This window comes from Paenibacillus sp. JDR-2 (assembly GCF_000023585.1).
GTDB lineage: Bacteria > Bacillota > Bacilli > Paenibacillales > Paenibacillaceae > Pristimantibacillus.
In genome coordinates this window covers 2,114,185-2,138,798 of the sequence record NC_012914.1, presented here as the reverse complement: position 1 = coordinate 2,138,798, position 24,614 = coordinate 2,114,185, and the positions used below count along the sequence as shown (strand labels likewise).

The 24,614-nt window shown below is 50.5% G+C and carries 18 protein-coding genes; 2 read left to right on the top strand and 16 right to left on the bottom strand.

The features are described 5' to 3' along the window. Positions 1-15: 15 nt before the first annotated feature. From PJDR2_RS09285 to PJDR2_RS09275, 3 genes are all read right to left on the bottom strand, one after another. Positions 16-969 (bottom strand): ABC transporter permease, encoded by a 954-nt coding sequence (locus PJDR2_RS09285; RefSeq protein WP_015843409.1) that lies wholly within the window; start codon positions 967-969, stop codon positions 16-18. Positions 970-1,048: 79 nt separating this feature from the next. Continuing rightward, positions 1,049-2,614 (bottom strand): extracellular solute-binding protein, encoded by a 1,566-nt coding sequence (locus tag PJDR2_RS09280; RefSeq protein ID WP_015843408.1) that lies wholly within the window; start codon positions 2,612-2,614, stop codon positions 1,049-1,051. Positions 2,615-2,817: 203 nt separating this feature from the next. Then, entirely contained in the window at positions 2,818-4,329 is a 1,512-nt protein-coding gene (locus tag PJDR2_RS09275) for an extracellular solute-binding protein (RefSeq protein ID WP_015843407.1), read from the bottom strand. A 117-nt stretch (positions 4,330-4,446) separates the two neighbouring features. On the opposite strand from PJDR2_RS09275, the gene PJDR2_RS09270 reads away from it, so the two are divergent. Beyond that, the gene (locus tag PJDR2_RS09270) at positions 4,447-6,753 is read left to right on the top strand and encodes an AraC family transcriptional regulator (protein WP_015843406.1); all 2,307 of its coding nucleotides are present in this window, start codon (positions 4,447-4,449) and stop codon (positions 6,751-6,753) included. 50 nt (positions 6,754-6,803) lie between these two features. On the opposite strand, the gene PJDR2_RS09265 is transcribed toward PJDR2_RS09270, so the two are convergent. The 12 genes from PJDR2_RS09265 to PJDR2_RS09210 form a co-directional block, all read right to left on the bottom strand. After that, positions 6,804-7,964, bottom strand: a complete 1,161-nt coding sequence (locus PJDR2_RS09265) for an FAD-dependent oxidoreductase (protein ID WP_015843405.1) — start codon at positions 7,962-7,964, stop codon at positions 6,804-6,806. Between the two features lie 193 nt (positions 7,965-8,157). Beyond that, on the bottom strand, positions 8,158-8,961 hold the full coding sequence (locus PJDR2_RS09260) for an ABC transporter permease (protein ID WP_015843404.1): 804 nt from the start codon (positions 8,959-8,961) through the stop codon (positions 8,158-8,160). Beyond that, a complete protein-coding gene (locus tag PJDR2_RS09255; RefSeq protein WP_015843403.1) occupies positions 8,958-9,983 on the bottom strand; it encodes a daunorubicin resistance protein DrrA family ABC transporter ATP-binding protein in 1,026 nt (341 codons plus the stop codon). Before PJDR2_RS09255 ends, PJDR2_RS09260 begins: the two co-directional genes overlap by 4 nt. Before the next feature lie 200 nt (positions 9,984-10,183). After that, complete coding sequence (locus tag PJDR2_RS09250; protein WP_015843402.1) at positions 10,184-13,786, bottom strand: glycosyl hydrolase family 18 protein; 3,603 nt, start codon at positions 13,784-13,786, stop codon at positions 10,184-10,186. Positions 13,787-14,122: 336 nt separating this feature from the next. Continuing rightward, positions 14,123-14,767: a HupE/UreJ family protein gene (locus PJDR2_RS09245; protein WP_015843401.1), complete on the bottom strand. Its 645-nt coding sequence runs from the start codon at positions 14,765-14,767 to the stop codon at positions 14,123-14,125. Positions 14,768-14,805: 38 nt separating this feature from the next. Then, a complete protein-coding gene (gene larC, locus PJDR2_RS09240; protein WP_041613389.1) occupies positions 14,806-15,270 on the bottom strand; it encodes a nickel insertion protein in 465 nt (154 codons plus the stop codon). A gap of 25 nt (positions 15,271-15,295) precedes the next feature. After that, positions 15,296-16,297, bottom strand: coding sequence for a LarC family nickel insertion protein (locus PJDR2_RS09235; RefSeq protein ID WP_041613388.1), 1,002 nt, complete (start codon positions 16,295-16,297; stop codon positions 15,296-15,298). After that, entirely contained in the window at positions 16,294-17,052 is a 759-nt protein-coding gene (gene larB, locus PJDR2_RS09230) for a nickel pincer cofactor biosynthesis protein LarB (RefSeq protein ID WP_015843400.1), read from the bottom strand. The genes PJDR2_RS09235 and larB overlap by 4 nt, the downstream gene beginning before the upstream one ends. A 29-nt stretch (positions 17,053-17,081) precedes the next feature. After that, a complete protein-coding gene (locus tag PJDR2_RS09225) occupies positions 17,082-18,551 on the bottom strand; it encodes a gluconokinase (RefSeq protein WP_015843399.1) in 1,470 nt (489 codons plus the stop codon). 41 nt (positions 18,552-18,592) lie between these two features. Then, entirely contained in the window at positions 18,593-19,402 is an 810-nt protein-coding gene (larE, locus tag PJDR2_RS09220; RefSeq protein WP_041613387.1) for an ATP-dependent sacrificial sulfur transferase LarE, read from the bottom strand. Positions 19,403-19,410: 8 nt separating this feature from the next. Beyond that, positions 19,411-20,184: an SDR family oxidoreductase gene (locus PJDR2_RS09215; protein WP_015843397.1), complete on the bottom strand. Its 774-nt coding sequence runs from the start codon at positions 20,182-20,184 to the stop codon at positions 19,411-19,413. A gap of 27 nt (positions 20,185-20,211) precedes the next feature. Then, positions 20,212-21,480, bottom strand: a complete 1,269-nt coding sequence (locus tag PJDR2_RS09210) for a lactate racemase domain-containing protein (protein WP_015843396.1) — start codon at positions 21,478-21,480, stop codon at positions 20,212-20,214. 174 nt (positions 21,481-21,654) lie between these two features. Here PJDR2_RS09210 and PJDR2_RS09205 point away from each other — a divergent pair, with 174 nt between their 5' ends. Then, the gene (locus PJDR2_RS09205) at positions 21,655-22,818 is read left to right on the top strand and encodes an ROK family protein (RefSeq protein WP_015843395.1); all 1,164 of its coding nucleotides are present in this window, start codon (positions 21,655-21,657) and stop codon (positions 22,816-22,818) included. A gap of 45 nt (positions 22,819-22,863) precedes the next feature. On the opposite strand, the gene cysI is transcribed toward PJDR2_RS09205, so the two are convergent. After that, a complete protein-coding gene (cysI, locus tag PJDR2_RS09200) occupies positions 22,864-24,588 on the bottom strand; it encodes an assimilatory sulfite reductase (NADPH) hemoprotein subunit (protein ID WP_015843394.1) in 1,725 nt (574 codons plus the stop codon). Positions 24,589-24,614 lie beyond the last annotated feature (26 nt).

The window sequence follows — 24,614 nt, the reverse complement described above, 5'->3', positions numbered from 1 at the left end:
CCTCCCGGTCATATCTTAATATATACCTTCAGATCCGAATTTCTTGGAAAGCTTGTTCGCCGCAACGACCATAATCAGGCCAACCACCGACTTGAACAGCCCAATAGCCGTGCTATAGCTGAATTTCCCTTGCTTCAGTCCTGCCGTATAGACATAGGTATCGATAATTTCCGCCACGTCGCGGTTCATGGAATTAAGCAGCAGATACACATGCTCAAACCCAAGCTCAAGCACATCGCCGATCTTCAGGATAAGCAATACGATAATGACGCTGCGAATGGCTGGAAGCGTTATATGCCAAATTTGATGAAGCCTGCCGGCACCGTCTATCCGTGCGGCTTCGTACAACTGCGGATCAATCGCCGCCATAGCGGCTAGATAGATAATGGTTCCCCATCCGGCTTCCCGCCAGATAACCTGAATGATATAAGTCGGTCGGAACCACTCGGGACTTAGCAGAAAGTTTATTTTTTCGAAACCTAAAGAATCCAGAACGGCATTCACAATTCCGCCGTCCATCGTCAGCATCACGTAGCTGATCGAGACGATAATGACCCAAGACATAAAATGCGGCAAATAAATCAGGGTTTGGAACAACCTCTTGAAAGCATTAAGTCTAAGCTCGTTTAGCATCAGCGCCAGTATAATCGGTATAGGGAAATAAAATAGGATATTGAAACCGAACAAAACTAACGTATTGGTCAATATGTTCAAGAAATCCGGTTCCGTAAACAAACGGTGGAAATGCTCGAATCCTACCCACTCGCTGCCTTTGATCCCTTTAAACGGCTTAAAATCCTGAAAGGCGATAATCAGGCCAAACATCGGTGCGTACTTGAAGATCAAGAAATAGAGAAGTCCCGGAAGCACCATGACATACAGCCATATATTACGGCGAAACCGCCTCGTTCTCTCTCTTCTGGTCGTTGGCGCCAACACTTGCGCCTGGTGAACGATCACTTCCTCCATCCTGCCTCTTCCTCTCATCAGATGTGGATTGAAGAGGCTGCTAACGAATTAGCAGACCTCTTCGGCTAGCCTTACTCGACTATTTTTTATTGGCTGCGTTAAATTCTTCGATGATCTTGTCGCCGCCGCGCTTCTTCCAGTCCTCAACGGCCTTCTCAAAGCCGGCCTTATCGATTTCCCCATAGATATACTTGTAAGTCGCATCTGTAATAATCGTCTGCAGCTCCACGCCTTTGTCCGTATAAGTCTCGGAATCAAGCGCCGCCGTAGGATCCAGAATGGCAATTTTCTCATTCTCTTTCGTGAATTCCTCCGCATGAATACGTGCAGGGAGAGAATAGAAGCCCTCGTACATACCGTTTGTCTCTGCTTCGCCAATCAGGCTGTCCTTGTAGCCTTTTACTTCGCGCTCTATTAGATCGGACGCATCCGTTACTTTTGCTTTGCCGTCTTCGACGGTATAATGCGTGCCTTCGATACCCCAGAACATCATATTGGCTACTTCAGGAGTCATCTGCTTATCGAAGAAAGCCAAAACTTTCTTCAGTTCGGCTTCGTCTTTAATCGCGGATTTGGGGAACAACACTACGTTGTTGTAGCCCGGAATTGCCCATGTTGCCTGCTCGCCGTTTGGCCCTTTAATAAGAGCCAGCGTATCCACGACGGCATTAGGAACGTTCTTGACCAGATCCTTGTTCAGCGAGTCGACATCCGCCATGGAACCGATGTACAGACCTGCTTTCCCGCTTGTAAACAAGCTAATCTGATCGGTTTTGCTGGTTGCGGCAAAATCTTTGTTCATGGCACCCGCATCGCGGATCTGCTTCATGGCGTCCATCGCAACCGTATATTGCGGGAACGTGAAATCCGGCTGGAGCTGGCCGTCCTTGTCCCCCCAGTTATTTGGCGTTGCAAACCAGGAAGCAAGCGTCTTGAATGCTCCGTAGATCAAGTCATTCCGGTCGGCAAGTCCAATCGTGTTCGCTTTTTTATCCCCGTCCGGATCCTTCTCGGTGAAGGCTTTAGCCATTGCAATCACTTCATCCACCGTTTCCGGCGTCTTCAGGCCAAGATTGTCAGCCCAGTCCTTGCGGTAAATGATCCCCTGACGGGCGAGCGGACGGCCGATATAAAGCGAGTACAGCTTGCCGTCTACCTTCGTATTGTTCAGAATTAGCGGCTTCAGCTTGCTCAAGTTCGGGAATTCGTTAAGATAAGGGCCAATCTCCCAGAACTGCCCGTCGCGGATCGCCCCTTTCATTTGAACAAACGTTGCCTGGTTTTTCAAATACGTAACTTGCGGAAGCCCGCCGGTTGCCAGTGTGGTGTTCAGCTTATCTTCATACGTATCTGCCGGGAAAAACTGATAGGTCAGCTTCGTATTGGTTAGCTTCTCAATCTCGTTCTTGATCGTATCCGGCGGTGTCTGGGCGACGTTAAGAGGAAGCATAATCGTAATTTCTGTCGGCTTCTCCGCCTCCGGCTGCTTTGACGCTTCTGCCGAAGCCTCCGCGCTTGCCGTTGGCGTCGCTTCTTTTACCCCCTTGTTTGTTTTATTAGAGTTATTGTTGCTGCTGCATGCCGTCATCATCATGCTAAGACTCATAACCGTGCCCAGCAAAATAGCAAACCTCTTTTTGTTCATGCTATTGACCTCCACCTTTTATCGGAAATGTGCTGCAAATCAACCTTAACCCGCTCCGGTGGAGTACCGAAACAATCATTCCTTCCGATTAGCCGCCTGCATTCAACCATCTGTAATAATGATTATCCTCCCTGAAATTGAGCATCAAAGAAACGGCAGAAAAAAAGCCCGAATTCGTTCAAGCGAATTCAGGCTTCCCTCTATTATTCGAAATACGATTGCGTAAATTCCTCGATAATCTGCTCTCCGCCGCTTCGCTTCCATCTCTCTATTTCCTGGTTGAAGCCATTCCAATCAATCTGCCCCAGAATATAGTGGTAGGTTGCATCCGTAATGATCTTGTTCAGCTCCTCGCTATGCTCGTCAAACGTAACCGATTCCAGATTTGCCGCCGGATCCTTGACGATAAACTTTTCATTATCTACGGTCAGCTTCTCCGCAAGCGCAAGCAGCGGATCCTCCTGGGCAACCTTCATCAGGTTGGGATTGCTCAGGTCGGCGATCATCAGGGAATAGAGAGGGCTAACCTCGGAGATTCGGAGCTGTTCGCTTTTTACAGGCAGCAGCACTTCTTTCCCCTCTAGCGCATAATGCCTGCCTTCTAACCCGTATTTCATCAGATTGGCCGCGTCCGCCTCCATCGAGCCGTCGAAAAAGGCGAGCACCTGCTTAAGCTCATCCTCCGTCTTAATCGCGCTCTTCGAGAACAGGAACAACCCGTTGAAATTAGGAATCGACCACACTTTATAACCGTCCGGCCCTTCAATCCGGTTCACAACCGTAAACCTTGCATCCGGATTCACCCGCCTCACTTCATTGGACAAACGTTGAACATCCGTCATGCTGCCGATATAGACGCCGGCTCTGCCGCTGATCAGAAGATCGCGCTGAATATCTTTGCTTGTCACCACAAACTCCTGGTTAATCAGCTTTTCGTTGTACAGCTTCCTCATGAAATCCATCGTGTCTTTATACTGCGGCGTCTCAAACTCCGGGATAATCTGATGGTTCTGGGCGGACCAGTTGTTCGGGGTTCCAAAGTACGAGCTTAACGTCTTGAACGCTCCAAACACTAAATCATTGCGGTCGGTCAAACCAATCGTATCCTGCTTGCCGTCCCCGTCAGGATCTCCGTATGTAAACTGCTTCATGACGTTATACAGCTGGTCGATTGTCTTCGGCGGGTCCAGCTTCAGCTTCTGGAGCCAATCCTCCCGGATAATGACGCCTTGCCTAGAGGAAGGACGCTCCGTGTATAGGCCATAGATTTTGCCGTCTACTGCGGTTTGGTCCAAAATACTGTTATTCAGCCGTTTCAGATTCGGATATTCGCTTAGATATGACCCCACCTCCCAGAACATGCCGGAGCGGATCGCGCTTTTCAGAAAAATATAATCGGTATATTTCACGAAAGTAGCCTTCTTGAGGGAGTTCATGGTTAAAGCGGCATTCATCTTATCCGTATAAATCTCGTCGGGAACCCAGTCAATGATCAGATTGGTACCGGTCATCTCTTCCATCTGCTCGACTAACGAAGAGTCGGGACCTTGCGGAAAATGCAGCGGTGCCATAATAGTAATAACCGGACGGGCTTGACTCTCCGCGAGGACCTCCGAACCTTTTGCGCCTGAACATGAGCCTAGCAGCATGGCCGCTAATAATATCCCCGTGACCGCGCAGCCCGATAATCTTCCTCTATGATCATTGAAAAACATAGGATTCCCCCTTCATCTGTTCAAATGATTATTCCCGGAGCTAATGATTATTGTCCAAATGACGGTCCATCGCCTACAATAGATACATATTTACGATGACAGGAGTTGGTTAATCGCTTGCGTTCTTTCAGTTTCCTGACCAAAATGACCATCTTCGGAATCTTGTTAAGCACGCTGCCTGTGTTGTTCATCGGCATTTTTTCCTACGTTACTTCTTCTAGCGAAATCCAAAAAGATGTAAACAAAGGAAATTATCAGCTGCTTGTTCAAATTAATGCCAATGTAGAGCAAATTTTAACGACTGTCAACCATACCTTGAATCAAGTCATCAACTCCAGCGTCTTAAAACAGACCATGAGCAGCCCATTAAATGTAAGCGATTTCACCTTGTATGGGAACCTCCGGGATGAGCTTTTGCATATGCAGTCCTTTGATACCAAGCTCGAAGATGTCATCTTGATCAATAACCGCCATAACTGGATGATCAAAAATTCCGGTCTGTATCGTTTTGACCAATATCCTTACCATGACCAGTTGAACGGGCTGATCGAGTCCAAAGAGGAGACCTCCTGGGTGATGAATCCTTCTGGCTGGTTCTACAGCGAGGAGAGCGCCGGCAACGCCAGATGCGAGTATAACATTAGCCTGATCAAGAAGCTTCCCGTCACCGAGCGTAATCCTTACGGGCTGATCATGGCCAATATTCCGACCTGCAGCCTTCAGTCCTTATTGCAGCAGGATACCGGGAAGAGCGATACCACCTTGGTGCTGGACGATAAATATCGCATCCTGCTCCATCCCGATCATTCCATCATCGGCAAAAATATATCCGTGCTCGGATTTGAAGGCGAGCCGAAGCTCAATGAAGCCTCCGGCCAATTCCGCTCCCTCCTCCATAATCAGGAGTATTCGGTCACCTATTACAAATCTCCGACCAACGGCTGGATCTACATGTCCATCACATCGATCGCCAGTCTTACGAAGGAATCGAAAAAAATCGGAATCTACACGCTGGCCGTCTGCCTGCTTATGCTTCTGGTGACGATGCTTCTAGCCTGGTTGGGCTCCCGCCGTATGTATTCTCCAATTCAAATGCTTCTTAAACAGATGAATGTCCGTACACCGGAGATCCGGCAGACTCGCAAAAATGAATTTCAGGCGATTGGCGAGCAGATTCAGCAATTGTTCCAGTCCAAAACCCGGTTGGAGAGCGAGCTCCAACAGCATTTGAAGCAGGTACGTACTTTGTTCCTGGCCAAGGCATTGCAGGGGCAAGTGAAAAATAACGATCTGACAGAAAAGCTGGAGAGGTTTGGTTACAGCGAACAGCTTAATTCATGGGATGTCATGGCCGTTATTACCGTACAGATCGACTCGCTTGAAGATACCCGCTACGGCAAACCGGATACGGAGCTGCTGCTGTTTGCGATTCACAATATGATCGAAGAGCTTATCCCGGCAGCTAACCGCCTGGGGTCGGTTACGATTGACCATACGGTCGTTACGCTAATCGGCAGTGCGTCAGCAAAGGACAGCGACTTCAAAACGGCGTTGTTTTCCTTAACCGAGCAGCTTCAGCAGCAAATCCAAAGCCTTCTGGAGCTGACGATCAGTATCGGCATCAGTCTACCGTTCGAATCGGTAAGCCAGGTTCCGCTTGCTTATCAAGAGGGTCTGGAAGCGTTGAAGCACAGGCTTAAGCTAGGGGAAGGTATCGTCATGCAATACGAGAACGTCAACCAAGGCAAGCATTATTTCAATATTCGTTATCCCAACCATCTGGAGAATGATTTATTGGATGCGATCAAGCTTGCGGATAAGGAGAACGCCAAGGAGCTTCTCCACTGCTTCCTCGTGCCTGTATTTTCAGCCGAAATGTCGCCTCAGGAATATCAATTGCCGCTGGTCCGTTTATTGAACAGTCTCCTCGTGGTGCAGCAGGAATCGGGTATCAGCCTGAATCAGATACGTCAAGGAAAAGGCTCTTTATTCGAGGAGCTGCTTAAGCTTAATACGGTGAAGGAAATCGAAGATTGGCTCTGGTGCAAGGTTGTTTATCCGATGATCCAAATCTTTATGGACCGTCAGGATGCGCAATATCATAATATTTCGGAGAAAATGATCGACCTGATCCATCATCATTACGATACGGATCTGTCGCTTGAGGACTGTGCCGCCAAGCTGAATTATAACGCCAATTACTTGAGCAGCGTCTTCCGGAAGGAAACAAACACATCCTTCAGTGAATATCTGGCGGCTTACCGGTTCAGTATGGCGAAGAAATGGCTGCGGGAAACCGATACGCCTGTTAAGGATATCGCCTCCCGCTTATGCTACAACAACCCGCAAAACTTTATCCGCTCCTTCCGCAAGCTGGAGGGCATTACGCCAGGGCAATATCGGGAGAAGCATGTTGCGACTTAGGTGTAATAAAAAGAGGCTGTGCCCATAGACGGCACAGCCTCACTTATTTTTTATTGGGCAAACTGCGCATGAATTTCATCAAACAATGCTTTCAGGTTTGAAGCGGCATTGCCAGAGAACATCAGCTTCAAATTATCATCGGAGGATTTTGCCGACTCTGAAGAATATTCGTACATCTTCTTTTCGTAGGCTTGAATGGCCTGATCGGCATCCTCATGACCGGAAATGGCAAGCGCAAGCTCGGCTGAATCGCGCATCGCGAGGTTAACGCCTTCGCCCGCAAACGGAGACATCAGATGCGCAGCGTCTCCAATAAGCGTAATCCCCGGCTTATGCTCCCATTTCAGTCCAACCGGAAGCATATAAATCCGTCTTGGCAGAACAAGATCATCGGACTTGTGAATATAGTTCCGGAGCGGCTCTGCCCAATCATCGAAATACGCAAGCAGCCGCTGCTTGGCTTCCTTCGGCTGATCAAACGGAATACCGCAGGTATCCAGCCAGTTCTGCTCGGCCGTAAAGGTCAGGTATACTTTAATTTTACCGTCCCCATTTAGCTGTGCAAGTATTCCTTTGTTATCATCAAGCGCAAACACTTTGCCTCTCGCGTTAAAAGCAGCCTGATCCGGATGCGCCTTCGCATCCACATGCAGTTCCACCATCGTTAATCCGGAATAAGAAGCTTGCGCCTCGGTCAGCAGCGGACGAAGCTTGGAAAAAGCGCCATCCGCGCCTATTACGACGTCAGCCGTCACTTTCTCGCCATTATCAAAATGCAGCTCGTGTTGACCGCGTTCCAGCTCAACGGCTTCCGTCAGCTTATAACCGTATCGTATCGTATCCGGCTGCAATGCATTCAGTAGAAGATCGCATAACACGCCGCGGTCAATCTCCGGACGGTCGCCTTGCTCTCCGTCCTCCGCTCTGTCGTCCATATGGATCTTGCCTGTTTTATCGAACAGGCGGAAATCTTCTCCCTCATAGCGAGCAATCGCCTGGAACTGCTCCAGCAATCCCGCTTCCTTCAGGGCCATCTGTCCGGAATCCTCATGAATGTCAAGCGAGCCGCCGCGCTGGGCATTTCCATCCTGAGCTTCCCGCTCATAGACCGTTGCGGCAATGCCGTGTCTTTGCAAGATAAGAGCCAGTGTAAGTCCGCCGGGGCCACCGCCGATAATCGCTATTTGTTTGTTTGTATGATTAGTTGTCATAAAGACCATCTCCTATATCCATTATTGTTGTTTATTCCTTACACAGATATAGTAACGCTGCTACTTAAACTGAATTTAAACCGAAACATAAGCCGCGTATTTTTGTAAGGATGCCTTCCTTTGAGGATGGTTTAACCCTCATAGAATGACAAAAAGAGATGGCGATTATGCCATCTCTCCGATTAAGCAATTCTTATGTCCGGCGCATATAAGCGCGAACCGTAATGGGTGCAAATACCGCAACGATAACCAGGGCGCCTACCAAGGACCAGACCATATCCGATCCAACCGTGCCGGAATTGGTCAACTCGCGGACCGCCGAGACAACGTGGGAAACCGGGTTGATGTTTACGAACCACTGCAGCCATTTTGGCATTGTATCTGCCGGTACGAACGCATTGGACATAAACGTTAACGGGAATAATACAAGCATCGAAATCCCTTGCACGCTGGAAGCCGTACGGGAGATCACGCCAAAGAAAGCAAAGATCCAACTCATCGCCCACGATACGAAAATAACGAGCAAAGCAGCAAGAATAACGTTTCCGATACCGCCGTCAGGACGGTAACCCATAATAAAGCCCATGGAGAACGTAAGCACGGTAGCAATGGTATACCTGATCGTATCGGCTAACAAGGCTCCCGCAAGCGGGGCTATCCGCGCAATCGGCAAGGACTTGAACCGGTCGAAGACGCCTTTGTCCATATCCTCCCGGAGCTGCACGCCGGTTACGATGGAAGTGGTGATTACCGTCTGGACAAGAATACCCGGGATGATAACCGGCAGGTAGCTTTGCACGTCACCGGAGATCGCACCGCCAAAAATATAAGTGAACATCAAAGTGAAAATGATCGGCTGCAGCGTAACGTCAAACAGCTGTTCCGGGGTGCGGCGGATTTTCAATACGCCCCTGTATGCCATGGTAAGCGAGTGACGCAAGGTTTGAATAAAGCTTGTGTGGTTTTTCAGATGACCTGTCTTTACTGATGAACTCATACGTTTACAGCCTCCGCTCTTTTTGTTTCGGTTCCCGTTTCTTTTGTTTTCTCTTCAACGCCATGACCGGTGATGGTCAGGAACACTTCATCAAGAGTGGGCTTCTGAACGCTGACTTCGGACAAAGTAATCCCTTTCTCGCGAAGCGCGATTAACAGATCCGTAATCAGGTCGGCATTAGCCATGGGTGCCGTAATTTTAGCAGCTTCGCTTGTCAAAGTTGCTTGAACCTGAAGCACATGCTCGACTGTATGGCGAGCAATTTCAATATCGGATTGATCCAGAACTCTCAGCTGCAACGAAGAAGTTCCTACCGATTGCTTCAATTCGTCTACGGTGCCTTCAGCCACGACATGACCGCGGTCGATAACGGCGATCCGGTCAGCGAGCTGGTCTGCTTCATCCAGGTATTGAGTAGTAAGCAGAACCGTAGAGCCCGTGTTCACCAGGCGGCGGATCGTATCCCACATTTGAGCGCGGGTACGCGGATCAAGACCTGTGGTTGGCTCATCCAAGAAGATAAGCGGCGGCTGCGCGATGAGGCTGGCCGCGAGGTCCAGACGGCGTCTCATGCCGCCGGAGAAGTTCTTAAGCGGGCGCTTAGCCGCTTCCGTCAATCCGAATTCTTCCAGGAGATCAGCGGCCTTCTTCCGTGCTTCCGCACGTCCCAGTCCAAGCAGACGGGAGAAAATAATCAAATTCTCGGTTGCGCTGAGCGACTCGTCAACCGATGCGTATTGACCGGTAACGCCAATTAATTGGCGGACGATCTGTGATTCCTTCTGCACATCGTGGCCAAAGATCCGGGCCGAGCCCGCATCCGGACGCAGCAGCGTCGCCAGCATGCGGATCGTTGTTGTTTTACCTGCCCCGTTTGGACCAAGCACGCCATAAATCGTACCAGCTTTAACGTTCAAATTAACGCCGTCTACCGCTTTGTTATCTCCAAATACTTTGACTAGACCGTTAGCCTCAACCGCCCAGTCGCCGTTGTTTGGCTTCTTCGCATTCTTATATTCCATTCCTGTTTCCTCCCAAGAATTGTTGATGTCATCATCTTACCGTTCATTTTTAAACTGAATTTAAACGATCGTTAATTTTCGAATCAATGTTTCAATCTTAAGCCAATCCCTTTACTGGTAAATCAGTCTGCAGATGTATTCGCGTATAGCCCGCGGCAGGAAAAAGAAAAAACCGCCCGAATTCTCGGGCGGTTTACCGTTTAGTTCGACAATCCGGCGGACCGGAGTGTCTTCATCACTAGCACCGTTGCCTGCTCTTTGGTGACGTTTGTCCGAGGAGCTAAGCTATGCGCCGAAACGCCTTTCATAATTCCGCGTTCGACGAGAAGAGCAAGCGAAGGATCCGCGTAGCCGGACACCTTTGAGCGGTCCGCGAAGTGGTTCAGCACGGCGGAATCCGCCTGCGTTGTTACTCCGGCATAAGCTAATGCTTTCGCCAGAATAACCGCCGTTTCTTCACGAGTGATTGCAGCCGTTGGATCAAAGAGACCGCTTCCTTTCCCGTTGACCAGACCGGCCTTCTTCGCCGCCGCGATATCCGCCGCAAAAGCGGAATTTGCGGCTACATCCTTAAATGCCGTACCTGCGCTTGAATAGTCAGGCAGGATACCTAATGCTTTTACGATAAGCGATGTTACTTCCGCACGATTCAGATCGCGCGCTCCGTTGAACTTGCCGTCAGCGTCTGCGCTCACGATCAGCTTGGAAGCTGCCTGCCATACATCCTGCTGAGCCCAGCCTGGCAGAGTATCCGTAAAGGAAACTGTCGTCTTCACCAGACCGTAAACGCTATTGCCTTTCCTCTTCAATTCCGCGGATACCGTACCATCGGCATTGTCCGTGAACAACACCGGAACCGGGCGAAGCTCATTCGACTCGGGCAGATAAACGACCCCTGCTGTTTGAGCTTTGTTAATATCCGAGCTTTTTACGGTAAAACTATGCGATAAGAAATAGTCACCGAAATTCGTGATTTCATTAAATGCACCGTTCGCCTGTTTGCCCTCTATCCTGAAGGACAGCGGGGCCGTCACAAGCGGGATACCGCTTTGCTGCAGCAATTTCGAATCCAGGGTCTCCATCGAGATCCGGATATCCGTTCCCGCCGGCAAAGCGGCTGCCGGAATCGAGAATGCCGCGCCTTTCCAACGGACAACAATAACCGAGTCACTGCCTTTAGCCGCGATTGCCGCCGTAATTTCTTTTGGCAAAGAAACCTCAAGCTGCTTGCCATCGCCCTGGGCAATAATCGGGAACGTTGAAGACGCAGCCGAAGCAATTTCTTTCAGCGCGGCTTCGCTTGGCAGATTGACCAATACCTTATCGCCGTCTTTTGTAACCTGCGTATGCAAGCCCTCCTGCCCTTTCACCGGTTCATACGGTGTGGTCTTCACCGGCGCTGTTTTGGTGTTCAGCGGAGTACTGAAGGCCGATACGTTTACGAGCGTATCGTTGTCTTTTTGAATGGCCAATACCTCAACCGCATAACTTGTGTCAGGGGTAAGCCCCGTCACATCAAACTCCGTACCCGCGGTTGTTCCCGCTAACACTTTCCCTACATAGACTTCGTAAGCCGTCGCATGTTCGGAAGCGCTCCATTTGACCTTGATGCTTCCGCTGCTGATGGATGCGGCCTGCAGGCCGGATGGCGCGGACAGTGCATTGGGATCGGGCACACCCGTAATAGGAAGATCCTTGGCGAGCCTTGTCGTTAACGTCCGGTTGCGGTCCCCGCTAATATCCCAGCTCATGACGCCGGACAAATCAAGAGACTTCGCGAGCGAAGCAATATACATCATAGAAGACTCGTCATTATAGGTAAGGAATACGCCATTGTCCGCATTGTACAAATATGAAACCTTGGCTTCGTTATTCCATTGATGCTCGAAACCCTCATCATTCAAGTAATTCTCCTCTATGTCGGTAAAATCGAATATACCGTTTTCCCAGGTTCCGAATGGCGTCCCGCTCGCGCATGTCTGATATTGGCCGCTTGGTTCACAGCCAACCCAGCCTTTGCCGTAGAACGGAATGCCTATATTCACTTTGTAGTTCGGTACCCCTCCGTTCAGTTCGGCAAGCACGGCGCCAAGCACGTTGTTGCGCTTCGCGTAATCCTTCGGATGGTTCTTGTCATAATAAAGCGGGGAGTTATGATGGGCGAGCGTATCCCAGCTTCCGCTGTAGTCGTAAGTCATGATGTTGATAAAATCAAGATAATCCGAGGCTTCGCCGAGATCCGAATTGACTACAAAATTATCACCTTGGCCCGATGCAATCGTCTGCAAATAATATTTGCCGTCTTCCGAGCCTGCCGCATCCAGCGCTTCCCTTACGGCTTGCGCCATCAGCCCGAAGTTTTCCTTATCCAGCGGGCTCCGGGAATTATCGTCCTCGCCGCCTTCAACCGGGTATTCCCAGTCGATATCAACTCCGTCGAGTTTATAGGCGCGGAGGAATTTCACAACCGAATTAGCGAAGGCGCGCCGGGTTTCTTCCGTACTGGCCATATTCGAAAAGTTATTCGACCAAGACCAGCCACCGACGGAAATCAGAAGCTTCAGATGCGGGTTCGCATCCCGAATCGCTGCCCATTCCTCGAAGAGCGCCAAGTCAACCGACGGATCCCCGACAATCATTTCGCCGTCATAGACATAATCGGTTTGCGTTGGAACAACGGCATTCTGACAAGCTGCAGCGCCTGAGCCAAAACCTCTCCAGCAAAGGTCCGCAAAAGCGAGATTCACGTGAGTAATTTGCGAGACATCCACGTCAGACGGATGATAGTTCCGCCCCGTACTGCTCGGAGACCAAAGCGTATAATACGTGACGATATTATAATCGGCTCCCGGAACAACCGTAATCGGCGAGCTGTCTGCCGAGCGCCAAGCCGCGTTTTTCGCTGCAACCTTGAAGGCGTAGCTTGTTCCTTCTTGAAGACCGGAAGCAACATAACGGTTCTCGATACTAGAGCCGATAAGCTGGCCGTTTGCGTAAATATCGTAACCGGTGGCACCCGGAGTCTCCGCCCAGCCAAGCGCTGCCGTCGTTCTGGTTGCGGTTACCGCCTGCAAGCCGCTTGGAGCTGCCAGCCCGCCCCATGTTACCGTTACGGCGTTGCTATTCGCCGATACCTTCGGCAGGTTCTGGGCTCCAACCTCAAACTTATACGCGGTACCGGCTGTATGGCCTCCTTCGGGAAGCGTGTACGTTACCGTATTGGAACCGTCCCATATGCCTTGCTTCCAGGCGCCGTTCACATACAGATCGTAGCCGTTTGCGCCGGGGCTTCCGGTCCATTTCAAAGTGATGCTGTTATCGGTAATCGCGGTGGTGTGGAGATGTCCCGGAGGAGCAAGCGGCGGATCGGGATATTCGCTTGCATCGGGTGCGGTGGTAAACTCGATGATATTGCTTTTATAGTCCAGCGAAGGGCGGTCCGCATACCAGGTAATATAGACCCGGTAAGTCGTTTCCGGCGTTAACCCGCCTATTTCCTGCTTGCTTCGGTCTCCCCAAGTCATCCAAGCGTCGGTATCCGCGTTCCAGATGTCGATATCATTGTTATTGGTCTCGTCGCCTATCAGATCCCATGCGATTTTCGCTGTATTATGAGTAACGAGATCCTTGCCATTCTCGTCTTGGGCAATACGCAGATTTGTTGGTCCCGTATGCGCGGCAGATACGGCCTGCTCTTCCTCCGCAAGCGCATTAGGTGCAAAAGCTAATATTCCGGTAAGAATTGAAACCACTAATAACAAAGGGAGATTCCATAAAGATCTTCTCATCATCGATAAGTTCAATTATTTCACCTCTAATATTGGATTTGAATTAGGATTGGATTTTAAGCTCGGCCGGCTGCTATACCCTGCTGCAAGTCACTTTGCTGCATAACGTAAGCAATCTCCCATTCATCACCACCATGCATTAGCGACTTTAAGTTGTTAATTTCTAGTAAATCCATCATGGAACAGGAACCGGATTAAGGTAAGGTGGAAAATTCCATTATGAGGGGATATTATAACGTTATAAGGTTTTGAGAGGGAGAAATTTATTCGACACAAAAAAGAAGACGTTGCTCTCCCGGTACGAGAAAGTAACGTCTTCTAGTCATTTACCGTAATCATGTTGCCTGTCATTTATTTGACCCATAACTCGAACAGCCCTTCTGTAACCCCAAGGTTGTACATATAATAAAGGCCGAACAAAAAGCTCACCGTGCCCGCAGCACGCATCAAACCACGGTTCAGCTTTACGCTTGTTTTGCTATATACAAACGGAATGCCCAGAATCGTTGTGAAAATCAGCATGCCCGTGATCGTTCCGACGCCAAATACCATAATGTACAGAGCACATTCCCATACCGACTCTACCGTTGACAAGGTCAGAATAACCATCGCCGCGCTTCCGGCAAGACCATGGATAAAGCCGATTACCGTCACTTTAATGAGAGAGGATTTGTCATGCCGGTGGGAATGCTGATAAGCGCGCTTTACCGACACGACATTTTTATAACCTAAATAAACGAGCATTACACCTACCAGAAACTCCAGCGACAACGCCCATACTTCCGGCAGCTCTCCCTTTAAGAGAACGAGCACCATTCCTACGATAAATAACGTGCTTGTATGACCGATGCCCCAAAAGATTCCCGTTAACGTTGAACGCCACAGCTTCTTTTGATTGCTCACCATCGTCGATACCGCGATAATGTGGTCGGGTTCAATGGAATGCTTGATGCCAAGCACCAGACCAAGAAGCAGAACCGTTATTAAACTCCCCATCCAATATAGCCTCCCAAGCGTTCCTGTCTCTCTACCATTTAACCATTATGTTCCATCCGAACTCTATCATAAACTTGTTTAAGAGGAATGCCAAGCGCGCTTGCGATTTTTCTGCAATCCTCATATTCCGGCGCCCATTGGACAACCTCTCCGTTATACAGGCCCTTTTTGACCGTGACCGGACCCCATTCGGTATGGACCGTTTCGAATACACGCTCCAGCCGGTGAACGGTTAGCGGATAATAGCGGATGCCCAGCGTCGTTGTCTCGCGGAACAAGATCGCTTTCATCGCCTCTAATTTGTCCTGCGAGCATAACAGCTGAAGCATCGTTCCCGGCCTATTCTTCTTCATATAAATCGGCGTGTAGAATACGTCATTAGCGCCCGCTTCAAACAGCAAGTCCATCACGTACCCGAGCCATTCGCCCGAAATATCGTCCAGATTCACTTCGAGCTTGATCATTCCGCTGTCTTCATGCTCATATGCCGGCTGATTGTACATTTCGTCTGACTCCTGTCCCCTGCAGCTATTCGCCAATTACAACGCGCAAAACATTCGGATGATCCGGGAACGTCTTGGTTCCAGCGCCATACCCGATTGCCTCTACCTTGAAGGAAGGCATAGGTCCAAAGCTTTCGGCAAGCACTGCCGCAAAAGCTGCGCCGGTAGGAGTCGTAAGCTCCGCACGGATCGTCGACTGCTCGATCGGAATGCCTTTCAGCATTTCGAGCGTTGCCGGCGCAGGCACTGGATATATACCGTGATCGATCCGGATTTTGCCGACTCCAACCGGTACGGGCGCACATTTCACCGTTGTAATCTGCAGCTGGTGAAGCAGAATTGCAGCGCCAACAATATCAACGATAGAATCAACCGCGCCTACCTCGTGAAAATGAACCCGTTCCAGCGGCAGGCCATGAATCTTCCCTTCGGCCTCGCCAATCTTCTTAAAGATCTGAAGCGCGGTTTGCTTAACCGCGTCCGTCAAGGCAGACTTCCCGATAAGCTGGACAATGTCCTTGTACGCCCGATGATCATGGTGGTGATGACCATGGTCATGCGAGTGGCTGTGGTCATGGTCGTGATCATGACTATGCGAGTGGCTGTGGCCATGGTCGTGATCATGATCGTGCGAATGGCTGTGGCCGTGGTCGTGATTATGACTATGCGAGTGGCTGTGGTCATGGTCGTGATCATGACTATGCGAATGGCTGTGGCTGTGGCCGTGGTCGTGATCATGACTATGCGAATGATGGTGATGGTCATGATGGTGCTCGTGCGCATGCCCATGGCTATGATCATGAGCATGGTTGTGCCCATGACCCTCATGCTTCAGCTCGACATCAAACTTCAAAGCTTTAATGCCGTTCTTCATCACATGCTTCCAGGTAAGCTCGTATTCGTCGCTGATTTGAAGCTTCTTCAGTTCTGCCTGCAGCTGGGCGGCGTCGCCTCCCGCATCCAGGAGAGCGCCGATAAACATATCTCCGCTAATGCCGGAGAAGCAATCGATATATAAGGTTTTCATAGGCCAGCGGCTCCTTTGTTTATAAGCTGATGGATAAGCGCGGCGTTATAACCGCCGCCAAAACCGTTGTCGATGTTGACTACGCTGATGCCGGAGGCGCATGAATTCAGCATGGTGAGAAGTGCCGACAGTCCGTTGAAGTTGGCACCGTAGCCCACGCTTGTCGGAACCGCAATAACCGGATGACCGACAAGTCCGCCTACAACGCTTGGCAGCGCCCCTTCCATCCCGGCAACCACGACCGAAACGGAGGCTTGCTGAATCTCTTCCGCATGATGCAGCAGGCGATGAATGCCTGCAACCCCAACATCGTAGAAACGGCGTACGCGGCTTCCCAGAACTTCAGCCGTTACAGCCGCTTCTTCGGCAACAGCCAGATCCGATGTGCCTGCCGCCACAACAGCAACATACCCTTTCAGCTTGCTCTCCTGATTGTCCGCATGCTTCCAAAACAGCAGTCTCGCTACAGGATCATATTGATAATCAGAGCACTCGGTCCGGATCCGGTCCGCTTTTTCCCGAGACACGCGGGTAATAAGCACCTCATGATTTTGCGCCTGCAAAGCTTTCGCAATCCCGATGATTTGCTCTGTCGACTTGCCTTCCCCATATATGATTTCAGGGAAGCCCTGTCGCTTTTTCCGGTGATGGTCTACCTTCGCAAAGCCCAAATTCTCGAACGTCGCCAGCAGCTTGGAAGCATCCTCCACGCTAAGCCTGCCGTCCTGTACCTGTCTTAGCACTTCTTCAAGCATGTATTCACCTCTTAAGCCTTTTCGGATCTTTAGAACAATGCTGCAATACTTGCTGCCAGTTTCTCGTAGCGATCATAAATGGCTTTATAAACCTTGCTGTTCTCGGGATTCGGATTCACCGCTTCCCCCATCGGGATATTAGACTTGATCGATGCCAGATCCTTCTCTTCCCCGATAGCGACCAGCCCAATCCAGGCGGCTCCCCAAGCCGCGCTGTGGTGATTCTCCGAAACGTAAATATCCGCTTCGAAAATATCCGCCATCATCTGCAGCCAGAACGGCGAACGCGCTAAACCGCCGTTGACGTAAATTTTACGGGAAGGACCGGCAAGCTGCTCCAAGGCCCGTCCAATCTGATACAGATTAAACGTAATGCCTTCCAGCACGGCGCGAACGTAATGCGCCTTCGTATGGGCAACGGTCATCCCGTAGAAGTTGCCTCTTGCCCGTGGATTCCACAGCGGCGCCCTCTCCCCGTTAATATACGGAAGGAACAGCAGGCCTTCGGCTCCGGGAGCTGACTTATCCGCCTCCGCAAGGAAGCTCTCGTAGCTGCCTTGATCATTCAGAAGCTGCTTCAGCCACTGGAGCGCAATGCCGCCATTGTTCGTAGGTCCGCCGATAATATAGGAATCCTCGGTAAAAGAATAGCAGAACGTCTCGCCGCGGCTGCTGACCTTCGCCTCATGAGTTACTTGGCGGATGGCTCCGCTTGTCCCGACCGATACGGCAACCTCCCCGGGCAGCAGCGCGCCAATTCCCAAATTAGCCAGCTGGCCGTCTGCGGCGCCAATCGCCGCAGGCAGCTCCGGAGCGATTCCCATTTCTTCAGCAATCTCCCTGTTTATCGTACCTAGAAGGGTCGTAGGAGCAACAATTTCGGATAGCTGGCTTGCCTGAATACCAACCAAATCCAGCATTTCCCCATCCCACTCCCGCGTATACGGGTTAAACAATCCGGTAGCGGAAGCCATCGAATAGTCGATAACCCGCTTGCCAAACCAGCAATAGATCAGATATTCCTTAATCGACATAAAATAGGTTGCCTGATGGTACGGCTCATAGCCGGCTTCCTTCATCCACAGCAGCTTCAGGAAAGGCGACATGGGATGGATAGGCGTACCCGTTTTCGCGTAGTAACGTTGACGTTCTTCCTCTGTCAGACGTTCAGCCTGATCCGTTCCCCTGCCGTCCGACCAAATCAAAGCAGGGGATAACGGCTTACCCTCTCCGCTTACCGGTACAAGAGAATGCATAGCCGCGGAAAATCCGAGGACGGCAATATCGTCCTTTCCGATCCCTGCTTTCTGAATCGCATTCCGCACGGCCAGAACGGCAGAGCGTTCAATAGCAACCGCATCCTGCTGGACCCAGCCTACCTGCGGGTATTCGGAGTCAACAAGCACCTCCGCCTCCGCAACAAGATGGCCAATGCGGTTAAAGATACAGGCTTTGGCGCTGGTTGTGCCCAGATCAAGCCCAATGACGTAGTTTGACATTCGATATTCCTTCCTTTTCCTCAAGCATAAACGGCTTGCCCTTATAAATTAAGCGATCGATTCATGCTGCCGCTCTTGTATCCGAGCAGATCAAGGGTTACGTATTTATAACCGAAGGCTTGAAGCTGCCCCACGATTTCCTCGTGATGAGCGAGGACTAGCGGCATGTCGCCAGGTTCTACCTCTATTCTAGCAATCTCGTCGTGAGTGCGCACGCGAACTTGGCGAATATGGAGGGATTTCAAGTAGGCTTCCGCACGTTCCACCTTCAGCAGCTTCTCGTTCGTAATTCTCTCACCGTAAGCAATCCTTGAGGATAAGCAGGCGAAGGAAGGTTTATCCCATGTCGGCAGACCGAAAACTTTCGACAGTTCCCGAATTTCCTGTTTATATAAATCCGCCTCCAGAAGCGGCCCTCTCACGCCTCTTTCCTTGGCCGCCTGCATGCCGGGACGATGTTCATTTTTGTCATCCGCAATAACGCCATACACGAGATTGGCGAAAGAACGCTCTTCGAGCAGCGGATACAGGTGATCAAACAAGCTGCTTTTGCAAAAATAACAACGGTTCTTATTGTTCTCCGCATACCCCGGAATGGCCAGCTCCGAAGTCGAAATGACTTCGTGCTGTACGCGGATTTGCTTCGCCAGCTTCTTGGCCTCTTCCAGCTCGCTTGTCGGATAAGTCTCCGAATCGGCCGTGACGGCAAGCACGTTCCCCGTTCCAAGCGTCTCCACCGCCGCTTTTAACAGAAAGGTACTGTCCACCCCTCCGGAAAAAGCAACCACAACCGATCCCATCTCGCGAAGAATGTCCTGCAGGGCAACATATTTTTCAGTTGGCACTTCCATTCCCCTCTCTAGATCGTCATGCTGCCGAAACCGCCGTCCACGCGGATCAATGTTCCTGTTACGAAGCCCGATGCTTTCTCCGAAGCCAGCCATACCGCTGCGCCTTGAAGCTCCTCCGGCGTTCCGAACCGGTTCATCGGCGTATGACGCATGATGGAAGCAACTCGTTCCTCGCTTAATATTTTACGGTTCTGTTCAGCCGGGAAGAACCCCGGAATAATGGCATTAACCCGGATGCCTTGCTCCGCGAATTCGCGGGCGAGAAATTGCGTAACGCTGTTAAGACCGGCCTTGGATACCGAATAAGTGAATACTTTGGATAACGGAGTTGTTGAAGATACGGACGAAATGTTAATAATGCTGCCCGTCCGCTGCTGCTCGATCATCCGCTTCGCGAAGATTTGGCAGGTCAGCACGATCCCTTTCAGGTTGACGTCCATAATGTCATCCCACTCTTCCATTTCCAGCTCGAAGAATGGAGTTGGGCTGTTTTTACCCGGAGCATTCAGCAGAATGTCGCATCCGCCTCTCCATGCTTCAATTTCCGACTGTACCTTAAGCAGCGATTCCTTCGACAATACATCAGCCTGGAACGCCTTTGCGCTGCCGCCATCGCTGATAATGGAGTCTACCACATCCTGTGCCTTTTCGAGATTCCGTCCAACAATCGCAACATGAGCGCCGTGAGCGGCAAGACCTGCTGCCATGTAAGAACCAAGTACGCTGTTACCGCCAATTACAACCGCTGTTTTCCCCGTCAAATCAAATAAGTTAGTCGTCATATCTCTTCTATCCCCTTTGACTCTGATCTAGAACAAGTTTCCATCGATATTGAAATCAAGGTCATACAAATCCTTTACAACTTCCATGCGCGGATGATGCTTCACGTATTCCAGGAGAGCTTCCGAGACTTCAATCTCGCCAATCTCCAGCGTGTTTTTGATCCGCACCATTTTCACCTGGTCAAAATGCAGAATATTGCAGGTCTTAATCGACGCCTGAATCGTCTCACGGTCATTAGGAAGCGTAGTGGCTATCTTGGTCGGCGCCACAACCGTCGAAGTCAGACCGTTTGCGTACGTTTTCTCCAGATCCATCTTGTCCACGAGACGCTGCGTCGTAAAATCCGCCGTTCCAACGCCGTTTGCATTGCCTTCCGTCTGATGCGTCAGGTCGAGCACGGCCATTTTGTTCACGTCCGGCCCGCCATGAGCGTAAGGAGTTGGATAACGGCCCGTAATGTTAGGATCCATTCCGTCGCCGCTGATGTTCTTGCCGATTTGATCAATAATGAGAACATCCAGCTGGTCGAAGAACAGCTTCGGCAGCAGCTCTTTCGCTTGGGCGAGGAATTGCGGCTCCCGCTCTACGATTTCATCCGGCGTAAGCGTTTCGATGAACCTGACTTTATCAAAAGCATTCTCGATGGACGCTACGCCAAACAATACCGGCTTCTGCTCCATAATAAGCTTTGCCATAGCCGGAACATTCTCCGCCATGTATTTGAAGCCAAGCTGATGGCACGCCTCCGCGCCTCTTTGCTTGCCAAGACCGATGCTGATCATCTTCATGATACCGCTTTCCACATTGCCTCTAAATGCCGTATGCGGCTTCACGCGGTTAATCACTACAATGCCGTCCGCTGCGGCAGCGAATTTATCCAGATAGACGGGAAGGCCGTTCGGAAGCTCGCCAAGCTGTACAACTCCCATTGAAGAGCGAATCTCGCATCCTGCCGTTTCCTCCGTTACGCCCAGATGAGCAAGCACTTCGCGTTGACCTTCCGCCGTTGCTCCGCCATGGCTTCCCATGCTTGGCACGATAAAAGGCTTCGCTCCGGCATCCTTCAGGAACTTCACGGTTACCGCCGTTATCTCCACCAGACGGTCAAGTCCGCGGCTGCCCACCGCGATTGCAATCTCCATGCCCGGTTTGACGCGGCTTGTAATTTGCTCCCGCTGAAGCTTCGGCAGCAGCTCGCTTGCGATATCCTCAATTTTTGCATCGTCGAAATTCACTTTCACCTTAGCCATGCGCGGAATCGGAATATCCTTGACCAGATCCTGCAAAATACCCATCCTGTCATCGCTCCTTTTTTCGCTCTTATATTTTGTTTGTTTAATGAACAAATTAATTGTATTATAAATGTAACAAGCACTTTCTCCATTGTCAATTCCGTATTTATGCTACTATGCTTACGATGCAAGAATCGTCACAAAAAGCGTGTGACGATTCTTTTTAGGAGGAAAAAAATGATTACCGGCGACGCTTCTTATATAAAGAAAATGAATCGCTCTCTGATTCTGAAAGAAATTTTGAAGGAAGGCATGCTTTCGAGAGCCGACGTCTCCAAAGTAACCGCCCTCACCCGGGCAACGGTATCGGGTCAGGTCGCGGATCTGCTTGACGAGGAATTGGTTATCGAGACAGAAATCGAATACAATCAGGTCGGCCGCAAGCCAATTATGCTGTCCATCAATGCGGAGGCCGGCTACGCGATCGGCATCGATCTGGAGTATGATCAGATATCCTTTGCGATCTCGGATCTTAAAGGCTCTCTTGTCCTGACCGACACCATTAAACTGCAAAGCCATGCTTATGCAGATATCTTGTCCTTACTGACCGGGCAGATCAAGCATTATCAGGAGCGCTTCGCTGCCAGCCGTTACGGTATTATCGGCATTGTAATCGCCATTCACGGCCTTGTCTCAACGGATGAAGTGATTCATTATATCCCGTCCTTTGGCTGGCATGACGTACCGCTGAAGAGTGATTTGGAGAACGCCCTTGGGCTGCAGGTCAAGCTGGAGAACAACGCGAATCTCAGCGCTTTTGCAGAACGCGTTTTTTTTCACCACGAGACTGACGATTTGATAAGCGTGACACTCTATTCCGGAATAGGGATGGGCATGATGATTAACCACTCCTTCTTCCGGGGACAGGACGGCTTTGCCGGGGAGATCGGCCATATGATTGTTGTTCCCGGAGGCCTTCCATGCAATTGCGGCAATAAAGGCTGCTGGGAGAAATACGCTTCCGAGACAAGCGTCTTCCAACTATTGCGTGCCAAGAAGCCTGACGCGGACATCACCTACGCGCAAATCGGGAACTGGATCGAAGCGAAGGAACCGGATGCGACGGAGCTAATTGAGCAGTTCATCTATTATCTGTCCATCGGCCTAAATAACATTATCAATATTTATAATCCCGAGGTTGTTGTTCTGGACAGCGAATTACTGCGGATTTATCCGGACTCCCTGCAGCATATTGAATCGAATTTGAACTCCAGAGTCAGCCACTACCGGGAAATCAAGATTTCTACCATTGGGAAAAAATCCTGCGTGCTTGGCGCATGCGCGATTGCGATCCAGAACTTCCTGAGGGTCCCCGTCTTGAATCTTCCCTATAAGAGGTAAAAAATAAAAAGCGGTGCAGAGTTTGTTCTCTGCGCCGCTTTTCTGTTAGTCGTGGAAGTTTGTTCCGTCCGTTACAGCTTTCACATAACCCGCACGGATTACAAAGTCGCCAAAATTCTCGCCTTTGTTGCGTTCAGACGCATAGCGATCAATGATTGGCGTAAGGGTATCAATGATTTCGTCTTCGCCGATGTTTTCTTTGTACATCTTGCTGAGGCGGTCGCCCGTAAAGCCTGCACCCATGTACATGTTGTATTTGCCAGGCGATTTGCCGATAAACGAAATTTCGCCAAGCGCCGGACGCGCGCAGCCGTTCGGGCAGCCAGTCATCCGGATGTTGATTTCTTGATCCTGGAGTCCTGCGTTTGCAAGGATTGGCTCAAGACGGTCGATCAGCGACGGCAGGTAACGCTCTGCTTCGGCCATGGCAAGACCGCAGGTTGGAAGCGCTACGCAGGACAATGCGCTGCGGCGGAGCGCCGAATAGTTCGAACCTTCCGCAATGCCGAATTCCTTCAGAAGAGCAACGATTTTTGTCTTCTTCTGAGCCGTAACGTTCGCGATAACCAGATTCTGGTTAGCCGTTAAACGGAAATCTCCCGTATGGATCTTGGCAATTTCGCGAAGTGCGGATCTCAGCTTATTATCTTCCGTATCTACCACACGGCCGGCTTGAACATACAAGTTCAGATTCCATTTGCCGTCTTTGCCTTTAATCCAGCCGTAACGGTCGCCCGTATGCTCGAAGTGGAATTCGCGGGCAGGCGCAAGCTCCCAGCCCAGACGGTCTTGCAATTCATCCATGAACCAAGGAAGGCCATGACGGTCGATCGTATATTTGAAACGAGCGTATTTACGTACGGAACGGTTTCCGTAGTCGCGTTGAATCGTTACGACTTTTTCAGCCAAATCCAATACTTGATCAGGCGTTACGAAGCCGATGACCTTTGCAAGCTGCGGGTAAGTCGCCGTATCGCCATGCGTCATGCCCATGCCGCCGCCAACGCAAACGTTAAAGCCGGCAAGCTTGCCGTCTTCGCCAAGGATCGCAATATAACCAAGATCCTGCGAGTACACGTCCACGTCGTTCGAAGGAGGTACGGCAATGCCGATCTTAAATTTACGAGGCAGGTAGACCGGACCGTAGATCGGTTCAACCTCTCCTTGCTCCGCACCGTCTACTACCTTCTCGCCATCCAGCCAAATTTCATGGTAAGCAGGCGTTTTTGGCGCCAAATGCGATGTAAGCTGCTGGGACCAGTGGAATACTTCGCTATGAAGCTCCGACTGGTACGGATTTGGGTTGCACATCACGTTACGGCTAACGTCGCCGCATGCAGCCAGTGTCGACAGCATAGCCGCATTGATTTCTTGAATCGTTTTCTTCAGGTTCCATTTCAATACGCCATGCAGCTGGAAAGCTTGACGCGTAGTCAGCTTCAGGCTGCCTGTACCGTATTTGTCAGCTAGGCTATCCATCAGAAGCCATTGCTCCGGAGTCGCTACACCACCCGGTGTAACGACGCGAAGCATAAATTGATAATAAGGCTCGAGCTTTTGCTTCTCGCGCTCGTTGCGATAATCGCGGTCGTCCTGCATATAGCTGCCGTGGAATTTCAGAAGTCGGTTATCCAGATCAGGAAGGCCGCCGGTAATCCGGTTTGCCAGCGAGTCGGTCAACGAGCCGCGCAAATAGTTACTTTCGAGTTTCAGATGTTCCACGTCGCTCGGCGGTCCGCCGACGGGCTCGACTTTATGGTTCTTTGCCATTGCTGTTAGCTCCTTTGCCCCATGTA